The organism is Pseudomonas sp. Bc-h, from assembly GCF_002080045.1.
Taxonomy (GTDB): domain Bacteria; phylum Pseudomonadota; class Gammaproteobacteria; order Pseudomonadales; family Pseudomonadaceae; genus Aquipseudomonas.
In genome coordinates this window covers 505247-518908 of sequence record NZ_MUIN01000011.1, presented here as the reverse complement: position 1 = coordinate 518908, position 13662 = coordinate 505247, and the positions used below count along the sequence as shown (strand labels likewise).

Genomic DNA, 13662 nt, shown 5'->3' with positions numbered 1-13662 from the left:
TCAGTACAACAGCGTCATTGCCTCATTCATCTCGCTGATCAACGATCCTTCCGCCATGTTCAGCCCCAACTGAGCGACCGCAGGGATCGCCTGCACCTCAAGGTTCGGATACGGGCGGCCAGTCGCCTCGTGCACATGCACTGTTGCGACTTGAACCAGATCCACATAATCCGCCTGCTCGGAAACCCGGCTGAAGTTCTGGAACTGTTTGGGAACGATCGCCAGCGCCTCGGGGAAATCCCACGAACGCAGCAGACGCTCGCCGATGATCGGGTGAATGCGCTCGATCACATGGTTAAGGCTGATCGGATCGGCCAGCAACTCGAAATTGTCTTCGGCGTAGGTCAGGATCGGCAGCACGCCGATCAGGTGAATAAGCCCCGCCAGCGTCGCCTTGTCGGCTTTCAGGTGGCCACGGCGCAAGCTCAGCAGGCTGCTGACACCGGCAACTTGCAGGCTCAGCTTCCAGATGTCGCGCATCTTGGTTTCGATCACGTCGGACTTGGCGTGGAACATCTGCTCCACCACCAGACCGATCGCCAGGTTGCAGCTGTAGTTCACGCCGAGACGGCGAACGGCGGTCAGCACGTCACTGACTTCGAAGTTCGGCCGCAACAACGGGCTGTTCACCACTTTGATCAGGCGCGCAGAGAGCGCAGTGTCACTGCCAATGACCTTGCTCAGGGCTGCGATAGTGATTTCCGAATCTTCCGCGGCCAGGCGAATTTTCAGTGCCACTTCAGGGAGCGTTGGCAGAAACAGGGCGTCCCGGTCGATCGCCTTGATAAGGTCCCTCTGCACTTCGTCAGCCATGCTGCTCATATCGAATCTCTGGATAGTGCATTCCGGCCTGCGCCCCAGCCTTGAACAAGGGAGGGGTGCAAGCAACTACGCTGACGTCTGAATCGCTCGTTCAACCAAGGCTCAACGCTGGGTTTCAAGCTTGGCATCAAGCGTGTAGGGCAGTTCGCTCAGTAGCAAGGCCTGGCCTTCAGGGTTACCGAGGCGAATATTGCCGTTTTCAACCGCGTCGGCCTGCAGGACCGCAAGCAGTTCGACTCCGCTCCCCGTCCGGGCCGCGAGCACGACATTGCCTGCGGAGCTCGCGTGAACAGGAGAAAACAGCTCAATGCCTGGTTCCGGCACACCGTTGTCTGCCAGAGTCAGGCGGTACAGGCGGCGCTTGAGTTTGCCCAGATACTGCATCCGCGCGACGATTTCCTGGCCGGTGTAGCAGCCTTTCTTGAAGCTGACGCCACCCACGGCCTGCAGGTTGATCATCTGCGGGATGAATTCTTCTCGGGTCTGGCCGAATACCTGGCCGATGCCAGCGCGAATCTGGCCCAGCAACCAGTCGTTCAGCGAACCTTCTGGCAGCTGTGCGGCCAGAAGGTTGCGAATGTCGTCCGCCTGTTCTGCACGAACCCACAGCTCGGCGCGGGCAGGGGAGACTCGGATGGCAATCAGATCGTTGGCCCGCACGACAGAGTCCGTGTCCTGTGGCAGTTCCAGACCGAGGCTGGCCAGCGCTGCGTCACCGTGGCTCAGGCCGAAACGTACCCAGGATGCGCTCTCGTCGGTCAATTTAGATTTGGAGAAAACCGCGTATTTTTTCAAGTCCAGCAGCTGCGCTTCGATCAGTTCACTGGCCATCGCCAGCAGCACGCCATCGCCTTCCAGCAGAATGCGGAAGCTGGACTGCATGCGGCCTTTCTGCGTGCACCGGGCGCCGAGCGTGGCCTTGGCTTCGCTCAGGTAATCCAGGTTGCAGGTCAGTTGGCCTTGAAGGAATTTGCTGGCGTCTACGCCGCGAACGGCAAGCACACCTTCGTGGGAGAGTGGGCAGAAAAAAGCTGAATCGGCCATGAGTCATCGCGTGGGTAGAAGTCTGGGGCACCATCATAGTGCTCTGTCTCGTTTATGGGTATATGCAAGGCAGGTTTAGACACTGCGTAAAACGCTGCGACTAACTGCGGATGCGCCTCGGGAGCACTGGCCTGTATACTCGCCGGCAAATTTGAGGAGCGCCCCATGGTCGAAGATGTTGAACTCAATCGCCTCTTTTGGCACAGCCGCCGCGGCATGCTCGAGCTGGATGTACTGCTGGTACCGTTTGTCCGAGAAGTCTATCCATCGCTCAATGACGTTGATCGCGCGCTCTATGTCCGCCTGCTGACCTGCGAAGACCAGGACATGTTCGTCTGGTTCATGCAGCGCGGGGAATCGGAAGATCCCGAACTGCAGCGCATGGTTCGCATGATTCTGGACCGTGTCCAGCCGAAATGACCGTTTCGAATGCCGTTGGCAGCGCTCCCGAGCACTGCTGACGGCATATCTCGGTGCCCAGTTGCTGGCACTGATTTCCATCCTTCTCCTTCAAATCCCGGCGTGGGCCAGAACGGTCGGCGTTTTACTGTGCCTGTTGCACGGTGCTGGCCACTTTCGGCGATCGATTCTGCTAAATGATGAACATGCTTTCACCCGCTTGCGGCGTGACGGTTCTGGCTGGCAACTGTGGAATGCGCACGGCGGATGGCAACCGGTGCAGTTACGGCCGGACAGCATGGCGCTGCCGGCTATCGTACTGCTCAGGTTCCGCATGACGAGCGGGGATTGGCTGGCGCGCAGATGGGTACGAAGTGTCTGCATTCCGGCTGACGCCATGGCGCCGGATTTGCACCGGCGCCTGCGTCTTCGCTTGAAGTTCAGCCGACGTAGGTGGGCGGCGCCAGAATAGTGTCGACGGCTTCGGGCAGCATGTCTGGGTAATCGAGCGTGTAATGCAGGCCCCGACTTTCCTTGCGCGCCATGGCTGAAGCAATCATCAGCTCGGCCACTTGCGCCAGATTGCGCAGCTCGATCAGGTCACGGCTGACCTTATAGTTACTGTAAAACTCGTCGATCTCGTCCAGCAGCAGCCGAACCCGATGCTGCGCGCGCTGCAGCCGTTTGTTGGTGCGCACGATGCCGACGTAGTCCCACATGAAGCGCCGCAACTCGTCCCAGTTGTGCGCGATGATCACGTCTTCATCCGAGTCGGTAACCTGGCTTGCGTCCCACGCCGGCAAGTCTTGCGGCTGAGCGATCTCGGGCAGCTTGGCGACGATGTCGGCCGCCGCAGAGCGCGCGTAGACGAAACACTCCAGCAACGAGTTGCTTGCCATGCGGTTGGCGCCGTGCAAGCCAGTGAAGCTGGTTTCACCAATGGCGTAAAGGCCAGGCACATCGGTGTGGCCATGCTGGTCGACGACCACGCCGCCGCAGGTGTAATGCGCGGCTGGCACCACGGGAATGGGCTGACGAGTGATGTCGATCCCGAACTCCAGGCAACGCTCATAAACAGTCGGAAAATGGGTTTTGACGAATTCTGCCGGCTTGTGGCTGATATCCAGATAAACGCAGTCCACACCCAGGCGCTTCATTTCATGGTCGATGGCCCGTGCGACGATATCCCGGGGCGCCAGTTCGGCACGGGTGTCGAAACGCTGCATGAAGCGTTCACCATTAGGCAGCTTCAAATAGGCACCTTCACCACGGAGCGCCTCGGTCACAAGAAAGCTCTTGGCCTGTGGGTGATAGAGGCAAGTGGGATGAAACTGGTTGAACTCCAGATTGCCAACGCGGCACCCCGAACGCCAGGCCATGGCAATGCCATCCCCGCAAGCGCCGTCCGGATTACTGGTATAGAGGTAGACCTTCGCTGCGCCGCCAGAGGCCAGAATTGTGAAGCGCGCGCTGTGGGTGTCGACTTCGCCGGTCGAACGATCCAGCACATAGGCACCCAGGCAGCGCTCACCTTCAAGACCAAGGCGCCGCTCAGTGATCAAATCAACGGCGACGCGCTGCTCCAGCAACTCTATATTCGGACGGGCTTTGGCCTGCACAAGCAAGGTGCGGAAAATCGCGGCGCCAGTCGCATCGGCGGCGTGAATGATCCGCCGATGGCTGTGGCCACCTTCGCGGGTCAGATGGAATTCAAATCCGCCATCTTCGACGGTCGATTCATCGTCGCGGGTAAACGGCACGCCCATGTCAATCAGCCACTGAATGGCTTCACGGCTGTGCTCGACCGTGAAACGCACCGCCTCTTCATTACACAGGCCGCCCCCGGCATTGAGCGTGTCTTCTACGTGCGATTGAACGGTGTCGGCGTTATCGAGCACGGCGGCCACACCTCCCTGAGCCCAGAAAGTCGACCCGTTGGCCAGGTCGCCCTTGCTCAGGACTGCAATGCGCAAATGGGCGGGCAGGGTAAGGGCCAGACTCAATCCGGCAGCGCCGGAGCCGATCACCAGTACGTCGTGCTGAAAATGCTGACTCATAACTTATCCGGCTTCTAAATGGCCACTAGTATGTAAAGAACGGGAACGGCACAATGGCTGCGATTTTATGGCAATTGTGTCGCGCAGCGGGGGCGGATTGTGCGCTACTGCGCGGCATCGTGCATACCGTCTGGCGGGCAATTTCAATGACGAGGCAATACTCGAATTGGATCCTGCCCGCCCGACGATGCATGTCTGACGCTCTAAAGCGAAATGTGGGAACTTTTCATAAAGCCCCACGTTCAATAGAGGGTTGCCGATAAAGGGACAGCGTCGGCGCTTTGCGAGGGAAGTAATCAAACACCGCGCAAGCGCTTTCGACGACAAGATTATTCACGCAGCCGACCTGGTTCGAGCTGCGTTTTTCGTGCGGGCTACCAACGCTCGCCGGAAACTTGCTTGAAGGGGGGAGAACTTTTGCGAAAAGCCCGAGTCTATGTTTGCAAGCCTGTGAAGCAGCCTCTGCGACACTCCCTTGAGCTCTATGAGGAGTGTTCATGCTAACCCAGGAAGAGGATCAGCAACTGGTCGAACGCGTACAGCGCGGCGACAAGCGAGCCTTTGATCTGCTAGTGGTGAAATATCAGCACAAGATTCTTGGGTTGATCGTGAGATTCGTCCACGACACCCATGAAGCCCAGGATGTCGCGCAAGAGGCTTTTATCAAGGCTTACCGTGCACTTGGAAACTTCCGCGGCGACAGTGCGTTTTATACGTGGCTGTACCGCATCGCCATTAACACGGCGAAAAACTATCTGGTGTCGCGAGGTCGGCGACCGCCGGACAGCGATGTCAGATCTGAAGACGCGGAGTTCTACGACGGCGATCATGGCCTCAAGGACATCGAGTCGCCGGAGCGTGCATTGTTAAGGGATGAGATCGAGGGCACTGTCCATCGGACCATCCAGCTACTGCCAGAAGATTTGCGTACAGCTCTAACTTTGCGTGAGTTTGACGGTCTGAGTTACGAAGACATTGCGAGCGTTATGCAATGTCCGGTTGGTACCGTGCGCTCTCGCATTTTTCGCGCTCGGGAAGCCATTGATAAAGCCCTGCAGCCTTTGTTGCAGGAAACCTGAGACAGCGGCGATAGCCATATGAGAGGAACCGCCATGAGTCGTGAAGCCCTGCAGGAATCGCTGTCCGCGGTGATGGATAACGAAGCGGACGAATTGGAATTACGTCGAGTGCTCAATGCAATCGACGATGCGGATACACGTGCCACATGGTCGCGTTATCAGATTGCTCGTGCAGCAATGCATAAAGAACTGCTGATGCCTCATCTGGACATCTCGGCAGCCGTAGCCGCCGCGATCGCCGACGAAGTCAGCCCGCTCAAGGCCGGTCGTGGCCCTTGGCGCACGCTGGGCCGTCTGGCTGTAGCTGCATCGGTTACTGTGGCTGTGCTGGCAGGTGTTCGTTTGTACAACCAGGACGAGATCGCTGGCGCCCAACTGGCTCAGCAGTCGGCTCAGCCTGCCAATGTTGCCATGCCTCAGGTAAAAGGCCCGGCAGTTCTGGCTGGATACACCGAGAGCGACCAGGCGCCGGGCCCTATGGCCAGTGGCGTGATGCAGAACCAGGCCGGCTGGCACGATCAGCGTCTGCCAGGCTACCTGCGTCAACATGCTCAACAAGCTGCGTTGAAAGGCACTGAAAGCGCTCTGCCGTACGCACGCGCCGCCAGCCTGGAAAACCGTTAAGGAGGATCATGCGCGCCATCCCTCTAGTGCCGCTTCTGCTTGGTGGATGGCTGGTCCTTCCAGTTCATGCCGATGATGCGCAAGACCAGCTCAAGCGTCTTGCGCAGGCAGAACAGCAGCAAAGTTTCCAAGGCACCTTCGTTTACGAACGCAATGGAAGTTTTTCCACTCATCGAATCTGGCACCGGGTTGTAGACGGCAAGGTTCGTGAGCATCTCCTTCAGCTCGATGGCTCCGCTCAGGAAGTATTGCGCGTCGATGGGGTAACCCAATGCGTCAGCGGTACCCTGGTTGCGGGCGTCTCGAACATCCCCGATTCCCCGGCTCATGCCTTCGATGCCGCCAAGCTCTCTGCCTGGTACGACATGAAGGTTGCAGGAAATTCGCGGGTGGCAGGGCGACCTGCTGTAGTGGTGACGCTGACGCCGCGCGACCAGCATCGCTATGGCATCGAGTTGCATCTGGATAGCGAAACCGGCCTGCCGCTCAAGTCGCTGTTACTCAGTGACAAGGGGCAATTGCTGGAGCGATTCCAGTTCACCGAACTGGATACCACTGACCCTACCGATCAGATGCTGCACCCCAGCGCCGATTGCAAGACGGTGGAAGTGGTGAAGGCCAAGACCGACTCCCAGAAGCAGCAAGTTGCCTGGCGCTCGGACTGGTTGCCTCCTGGCTTCGAACTCAGCAGCGCCGCCGCCCGCAAGGACCCCGATTCCAAGTCGCTGGTTACCAGCCTCATGTATGACGACGGTCTTGCGCGTTTCTCGGTGTTCATCGAGCCGGTCAGTGGCGCGGCGGTGACCGACATTCGTACCCAGTTGGGCCCCACCGTCGCGGTTTCGCGCCGGCTGACCACGCCCAAGGGCGACGCGATGGTGACCGTTGTCGGCGAAATTCCGATTGGTACCGCCGAGCGGATCGCCCTGTCCATGCGTAACGATGCAGCCCCGGGCACAACCAAGAAGTAAGCGGTCCGAATCGTAAAATGCCCACTATGAAAAAGGTTTCATATTGGGCATTCCAAGCCGTCAGCCCAGCAATTGCGCGCTATGGACGAGAGGCTGAAATGTTTGGTCAGCTTTGCAGGTTGCAAACACACTCTTTTTTTTCTATAGGTCACAGCTTCGCAGCTCTGGCCTTTTGTTGTTTCAGCTTTCAGAAAGCTAATTGAGAGTAAAACTGGCTGAGAGCGATGCACTGAGCAAGACTGCGATGTGTAGATGCTCCTCGAACCTGTCGGTTCGTACCGCTTAACCATGCTCGTTGTGAACGGGAGCCGTATGTCGATACCACGCTTGAAAACTTATCTGTCCTGGATGGCCGCCGTGCTGATGCTTGGCCAGGCCCTCACGGCGCAGGCGGAAGCCTTGCCGGACTTCACGACACTGGTGGAACAGGCCTCACCGGCCGTCGTGAACATCAGTACCCGCCAGAAACTGCCGGATCGTTCGGTGGCTCAAGGGCAGATGCCTGACCTGGAAGGGTTGCCACCCATGTTGCGCGAGTTTCTGGAGCGCAGCATGCCGCCAAGCTCGCGTCCGCCTGGATCGGGCAAGGGCGATCGTCAGCGCGAAGCGCAGTCGCTCGGTTCGGGGTTTATCATCTCCGCTGACGGCTTCATCCTGACCAACAATCACGTGATCGATGGTGCCGACGAAATTCTCGTCCGCCTGTCCGACCGCAGTGAAATGAAAGCCAAGCTGATCGGCACTGATCCGCGCACCGACGTAGCGGTCCTGAAGATCGATGGCAAGGATCTGCCAACCGTCAAGCTCGGTAACTCCGACAAGCTCAAGGTCGGTGAATGGGTACTGGCGATCGGTTCGCCGTTCGGTTTTGACCATTCGGTGACCAAAGGTATTGTCAGCGCCAAGGGCCGAAGCCTGCCGAACGATACTTACGTGCCGTTCATCCAGACCGACGTAGCGATCAATCCGGGTAACTCCGGTGGTCCGCTGTTCAACATGGATGGCGAAGTCGTGGGCATCAACTCGCAAATCTTCACCCGTTCCGGTGGCTTCATGGGCCTGTCGTTCGCCATTCCTATCGACGTGGCGATGGACGTTGCCAACCAGCTCAAGTCCAACGGCAAGGTCAATCGCGGCTGGTTGGGCGTCGTTATTCAGGAAGTGAACAAGGATCTTGCCGAGTCGTTCGGTCTGGATAAACCGGCGGGTGCGCTGGTGGCTCAGGTTCTGGAGGACGGTCCTGCGGCCAAGGGCGGCCTGCAGGTCGGCGACGTGATTCTCAGCGCTAACGGTACGCCAATCGTCATGTCGGCTGATCTGCCGCACCTGATCGGCAACCTGAAGGACGGCAGCAAGGCCGAGCTTGAAGTGATCCGTGATGGCAAGCGTCAGAAGCTGACCGTGACTGTTGGCGCATTGCCAGCTGAAGGCGAAGAGATGGGCGCTACTGACTCGGGTGTGGAGCGTAACAGCAACCGCCTTGGCGTTTCGGTCACCGATCTGACGCCCGAGCAGATGAAGTCGCTGGACCTCAAAGGCGGTGTCGTCATCAAGGACGTACAGGATGGTCCGGCTTCGCTGATCGGTCTGCAGACTGGCGACGTGATCACTCACCTGAACAACCAAGCCATCAGCTCGGCCAAGCAGTTCACTGAAGTGGCTAAAGGCCTGCCGAAGAACCGTTCGGTGTCGATGCGGGTTCTGCGTCAGGGTCGCGCTACGTTCATCACCTTCAAACTGGCGGAATAATCAGCCATGACGGGAAAGGAGCGGCACGTCCGCTCCTTTTTTGTGCCCGACGGGCTTGTGGCTGCAAGGCTTGACGTGTGAACGTGACGCCCCAGCCTTCCTTCAGGTACAATTCCCGGCTATTTTTCGGCGGGCAGTCTGCCTGCAACCTTTTTCGAGTGTTGATCCGTGAGTGATTTGAGTCATATCCGCAATTTCTCCATCATCGCCCACATTGACCATGGCAAGTCGACGCTGGCTGACCGTTTCATTCAAATGTGCGGTGGCCTCACCGAGCGCGAAATGGAAGCGCAGGTGCTTGACTCCATGGACCTGGAGCGTGAGCGCGGTATCACGATCAAGGCCCACAGCGTCACCCTTTATTACAAGGCCAATGACGGCATCACCTACCAACTGAACTTCATCGATACCCCGGGCCACGTGGACTTCACCTATGAAGTCAGTCGCTCGCTGGCCGCCTGTGAAGGTGCGCTGCTGGTGGTCGATGCGGGTCAGGGCGTAGAGGCGCAGTCCGTCGCCAACTGCTATACCGCCATTGAACAGGGCCTGGAAGTCATGCCAGTCCTGAACAAGATGGATTTGCCGCAGGCCGATCCGGACCGCGTCAAGGAAGAAATCGAGAAGATCATCGGTATCGATGCCACCGACGCCGTGGCCTGTAGCGCCAAGAGCGGCATGGGCGTCGACGAGGTGCTGGAACGTCTGGTCAAGACCATCCCGGCCCCGACCGGTAACATCGAAGACCCGTTGCAAGCGCTGATCATCGACTCCTGGTTCGACAACTACCTGGGCGTTGTGTCCCTGGTGCGGGTGCGTCATGGCCGCGTCAAGAAGGGCGACAAGATCCTCGTCAAGTCCACCGGCAAGATCCATCTGGTCGACAGCGTCGGGGTATTCAACCCGAAGCACACCGCCACCGCCGATCTCAAAGCGGGCGAAGTGGGCTTCATCATCGCCGGCATCAAGGACATTCACGGTGCGCCTGTGGGTGACACCCTGACCTTGAGCACCACGCCGGACGTCGAAGTCCTGCCTGGTTTCAAACGCATTCAACCGCAGGTGTATGCCGGTCTGTTCCCGGTCAGCTCCGACGACTTCGAAGATTTCCGCGAAGCGTTGCAGAAGCTGACGCTGAACGATTCCTCGTTGCAGTACACCCCGGAAAGCTCCGACGCACTGGGCTTCGGCTTCCGTTGCGGCTTCCTCGGCATGCTGCACATGGAGATCATTCAGGAGCGCCTGGAGCGCGAGTACGACCTGGACCTGATCACCACCGCGCCAACCGTAATCTTCGAGCTGTTGCTCAAGACCGGTGAAACCATTTACGTCGACAACCCGTCGAAGCTGCCAGACCTCTCGACCATCGAGGATATGCGCGAGCCGATCGTGCGCGCGAACATCCTTGTGCCTCAAGAGCACCTGGGCAACGTCATTACGCTGTGCATCGAGAAACGCGGTATCCAGCACGACATGCTGTTCCTCGGCACTCAGGTCCAGGTGACTTACGATCTGCCGATGAACGAAGTGGTGCTGGACTTCTTCGACCGTCTGAAGTCCACCAGTCGCGGTTATGCGTCGCTGGACTATCATTTCGATCGTTATCAATCGGCGAATCTGGTGAAGCTGGACGTGCTGATCAACGGCGACAAGGTCGATGCCCTGGCTTTGATCGTGCACCGTGACAACGCGGCCTATAAGGGCCGTGCGTTGACCGAAAAGATGAAAGAACTGATTCCTCGTCAGATGTTCGACGTGGCAATCCAGGCAGCCATCGGCGGCCAGATTATCGCGCGTACAACCGTCAAGGCGCTCAGAAAGAACGTACTGGCCAAATGTTACGGTGGCGACGTCAGCCGTAAGCGCAAGCTGCTTGAAAAGCAGAAGGCCGGTAAAAAACGCATGAAGCAGGTCGGCAACGTGGAAATTCCACAAGAAGCCTTCCTTGCCGTGCTCAGGTTGGAATAGTCAGGCCCTATGTCACTAAATTTCCCGCTGTTGTTGGTCATCGCCGTGTTCGTCTGCGGTCTGCTGGCCTTGTTCGATCTGATCATACTGGCGCCGCGTCGGCGGACTGCGATAGCGAATTATCAGGGCAGCGTGAGCCAGCCGGATGTCGCTGTCGTCGAGCAACTGAACAAGGAACCTCTGCTGGTTGAATACGGCAAGTCGTTCTTTCCAGTGCTGTTCATCGTATTGGTGCTGCGTTCGTTCCTGGTTGAGCCGTTCCAGATTCCGTCGGGCTCGATGAAACCAACACTGGATGTAGGCGACTTCATCCTGGTGAACAAGTTTTCCTATGGTATCCGTCTGCCGGTGATCGACATGAAGGTCATTCCGGTGGGCGATCCGCAGCGGGGCGACGTGATGGTGTTTCGCTACCCAAGTGACCCTAACGTCAACTACATCAAGCGTGTCGTAGGTCTGCCGGGCGATGTCATTCGCTACACCAATGACAAACAGCTGTTCATCAACGGACAACTGGTCGCCAAGCAACTGATCGGCTCGGAGCCGGGCACACTGGGCAGCGCCGAGCTGTATGACGAGAAACTCGGCGAAGTCCAGCATCAGATCCGTCAGGAAATGAGCCGCTACCGCGCACCGCCTGACCATGAGTGGACGGTTCCGGCCGGTCACTACTTCATGATGGGTGACAACCGCGACAACTCCAACGACAGCCGTTACTGGGATGATCCCAATATTCCCAAGGACGAGCTGGGCATGGTTCCCGACAGGAACATCGTCGGCAAGGCCTTCGCCGTATGGATGAGCTGGCCGGAGCCGAAGCTGAGCCACTTGCCGAACTTCTCGCGAGTCGGGTTGATCAAGTAACCGATGCGGCGCTGTGTGATACAGCGCCGTATGTCATTTCGGCGGGCTATGCTGCAGGGTTCACCTTGCAGACAGCAGGGACGGACTATTCTTGAGGGCACACATGACAGTTGCCGGTTCGCAAAAAGGCTTGTCGTTCATTGGATGGCTGGTGTTGCTGGCCGTTCTTGCATTTGCCGCGAGTACCGCAGCCAAAGTGGTGCCGCATTACCTCGATTACATGTCGATGAAGAAAATCATCGAAGCCGCTGGCACGGACAAGACCGCTGAAATAAGCAACAGCCGCGAGTTCTACGATTACGTCGCCAAAGGCATGCAGGTCAATAACATTCGGGATTTGGATTTGAACAAGGCGTTAAGTGTGACGACGGAGAACAACAGGTTCCTCGCCCATTTGAAATACGAGAATCGTGAGCCACTGATCCAGAACATCGATCTGGTGGTCAAGTTCGACCACGAATTCAGCGTGGGTAAACCGTGAGCGTGTCATTGAGTCGCCTGGAGCGTCAGCTCGGCTATACCTTCAAGGATCAGGAACTGATGGTTCTGGCCCTGACTCACCGCAGTTTTGCCGGACGCAACAACGAGCGTCTGGAATTCCTCGGTGATGCCATTCTCAACTTCGTGGCTGGCGAGGCGCTGTTCGAGCGTTTTCCTCAGGCTCGCGAAGGCCAACTCTCGCGTCTGCGCGCGCGCCTGGTGAAGGGCGAGACCCTGGCCTTGCTGGCTCGCGGTTTCGATCTGGGTGAATACCTGCGACTGGGTTCGGGCGAGCTGAAAAGCGGTGGCTTCCGTCGTGAGTCGATTCTGGCGGATGCGCTTGAGGCCCTGATTGGCGCGATCTATCTGGATTCGGGCATGGACATGGCCCGTGAGCGGGTGCTTGCCTGGCTTGCCAGCGAGTTCGACAGCCTGACGCTGGTCGACACCAACAAGGACCCGAAAACCCGGTTGCAGGAATTCCTGCAGTCCCGCGCCTGTGAATTGCCGCGCTACGAAGTGGTGGACATTCAGGGCGAACCGCATTGCCGAACCTTTTTCGTCGAATGCGAGATCACCCTATTGAACGAAAAAAGCCGGGGACAAGGTGTCAGCCGTCGCATTGCCGAACAGGTAGCCGCGGCCGCAGCCCTTATCGCCCTGGGTGTGGAGAACGGCAATGACTGATTCAACTGCAACACGCTGTGGCTATGTCGCCATCGTTGGCCGGCCAAACGTGGGCAAGTCGACGCTGCTGAACCACATCCTTGGCCAGAAACTCGCGATCACCTCGCGCAAGCCGCAAACCACTCGCCACAACATGCTGGGCATCAAGACCGAAGGCGCCGTGCAGGCGATCTACGTCGACACCCCCGGTATGCACAAGGGCAGTGACAAGGCGCTGAACCGCTACATGAACAAGACCGCGTCGGCTGCGTTGAAAGACGTCGACGTGGTGATCTTCGTGGTGGACCGCACCAAGTGGACCGACGAAGACCAGATGGTCCTGGAGCGCGTTCAGTACGTGACCGGGCCGCTGATCGTCGCACTGAACAAGACTGATCGCATCGAGGACAAGTCTGACCTGATGCCGCATCTGTCCTGGCTGCAGGAACAACTGCCGAATGCGCAGATCATTCCGATTTCGGCGCAGCAGGGGCATAACCTCGAAGCACTGGAGAAGGTGATCGCCGAGCATCTGCCGGAAAACGATCATTTCTTCCCTGAAGACCAGATCACCGACCGCAGCAGCCGTTTCCTGGCCGCCGAACTGGTTCGCGAGAAGATCATGCGCCAGCTGGGCGCTGAGCTCCCGTACCAGATCACCGTCGAAATCGAAGAGTTCAAGCAACAGGGCAAGACCTTGCACATTCATGCCTTGATCCTCGTCGAGCGTGACGGCCAGAAGAAAATCATCATTGGCGACAAGGGCGAGCGCATCAAGCGCATCGGTTCCGACGCGCGCCGTGACATGGAAGTGCTGTTCGACTCCAAGGTCATGCTCAATCTGTGGGTCAAGGTCAAAGGCGGCTGGTCCGATGACGAGCGCGCCCTGCGTTCGTTGGGCTACGGCGACCTGTAAGACTTCGGTTGATACACCGACCTTCT

General features: G+C 58.2%; 14 protein-coding genes. 11 read left to right on the top strand and 3 right to left on the bottom strand.

The genetic code is table 11. The features are described 5' to 3' along the window. Positions 1–822 carry an HDOD domain-containing protein gene (locus tag BWR59_RS22685; RefSeq protein WP_081567859.1) on the bottom strand — a complete coding sequence of 274 codons (822 nt, stop codon included), beginning with the start codon at positions 820–822 and terminating at the stop codon, positions 1–3. Between the two features lie 102 nt (positions 823–924). Continuing rightward, positions 925–1866: a folate-binding protein YgfZ gene (locus BWR59_RS22680; RefSeq protein ID WP_081567858.1), complete on the bottom strand. Its 942-nt coding sequence runs from the start codon at positions 1864–1866 to the stop codon at positions 925–927. Positions 1867–2031: 165 nt separating this feature from the next. Here BWR59_RS22680 and BWR59_RS22675 point away from each other — a divergent pair, with 165 nt between their 5' ends. Both BWR59_RS22675 and BWR59_RS32915 read left to right on the top strand, forming a co-directional pair. Continuing rightward, positions 2032–2286 (top strand): succinate dehydrogenase assembly factor 2, encoded by a 255-nt coding sequence (locus BWR59_RS22675; protein ID WP_081567857.1) that lies wholly within the window; start codon positions 2032–2034, stop codon positions 2284–2286. Beyond that, positions 2270–2737, top strand: a complete 468-nt coding sequence (locus tag BWR59_RS32915) for a protein YgfX (RefSeq protein ID WP_081567856.1) — start codon at positions 2270–2272, stop codon at positions 2735–2737. The genes BWR59_RS22675 and BWR59_RS32915 overlap by 17 nt, the downstream gene beginning before the upstream one ends. Here the strand turns inward: BWR59_RS32915 and nadB are convergent. Then, on the bottom strand, positions 2706–4322 hold the full coding sequence (nadB, locus tag BWR59_RS22665; protein ID WP_081567855.1) for an L-aspartate oxidase: 1617 nt from the start codon (positions 4320–4322) through the stop codon (positions 2706–2708). The two genes, BWR59_RS32915 and nadB, sit on opposite strands and share 32 nt — an antisense overlap. A gap of 497 nt (positions 4323–4819) precedes the next feature. Between nadB and rpoE the strand changes: the two genes are divergently transcribed. The 9 genes from rpoE (at position 4820) to era (ending at position 13636) form a co-directional block, all read left to right on the top strand. Next, positions 4820–5401 (top strand): RNA polymerase sigma factor RpoE, encoded by a 582-nt coding sequence (rpoE, locus tag BWR59_RS22660; protein WP_037014368.1) that lies wholly within the window; start codon positions 4820–4822, stop codon positions 5399–5401. A gap of 33 nt (positions 5402–5434) precedes the next feature. Next, positions 5435–6025: an anti sigma-E factor RseA C-terminal domain-containing protein gene (locus BWR59_RS22655; protein WP_081567854.1), complete on the top strand. Its 591-nt coding sequence runs from the start codon at positions 5435–5437 to the stop codon at positions 6023–6025. 8 nt (positions 6026–6033) lie between these two features. Beyond that, entirely contained in the window at positions 6034–6996 is a 963-nt protein-coding gene (locus tag BWR59_RS22650; RefSeq protein ID WP_081567853.1) for a MucB/RseB C-terminal domain-containing protein, read from the top strand. Positions 6997–7314: 318 nt separating this feature from the next. Then, positions 7315–8745 carry a DegQ family serine endoprotease gene (locus BWR59_RS22645; protein ID WP_178111245.1) on the top strand — a complete coding sequence of 477 codons (1431 nt, stop codon included), beginning with the start codon at positions 7315–7317 and terminating at the stop codon, positions 8743–8745. 168 nt (positions 8746–8913) lie between these two features. Continuing rightward, positions 8914–10710, top strand: a complete 1797-nt coding sequence (lepA, locus tag BWR59_RS22640) for a translation elongation factor 4 (RefSeq protein WP_081567851.1) — start codon at positions 8914–8916, stop codon at positions 10708–10710. A gap of 9 nt (positions 10711–10719) precedes the next feature. Further along, positions 10720–11574: a signal peptidase I gene (gene lepB, locus BWR59_RS22635; protein ID WP_081567850.1), complete on the top strand. Its 855-nt coding sequence runs from the start codon at positions 10720–10722 to the stop codon at positions 11572–11574. 103 nt (positions 11575–11677) lie between these two features. Further along, entirely contained in the window at positions 11678–12055 is a 378-nt protein-coding gene (locus BWR59_RS22630) for a DUF4845 domain-containing protein (protein ID WP_081567849.1), read from the top strand. Beyond that, positions 12052–12741, top strand: coding sequence for a ribonuclease III (rnc, locus tag BWR59_RS22625; protein WP_081567848.1), 690 nt, complete (start codon positions 12052–12054; stop codon positions 12739–12741). The genes BWR59_RS22630 and rnc overlap by 4 nt, the downstream gene beginning before the upstream one ends. Beyond that, positions 12734–13636 carry a GTPase Era gene (era, locus tag BWR59_RS22620; RefSeq protein ID WP_081567847.1) on the top strand — a complete coding sequence of 301 codons (903 nt, stop codon included), beginning with the start codon at positions 12734–12736 and terminating at the stop codon, positions 13634–13636. Before rnc ends, era begins: the two co-directional genes overlap by 8 nt. The last annotated feature ends 26 nt before the right edge of the window (positions 13637–13662 follow it).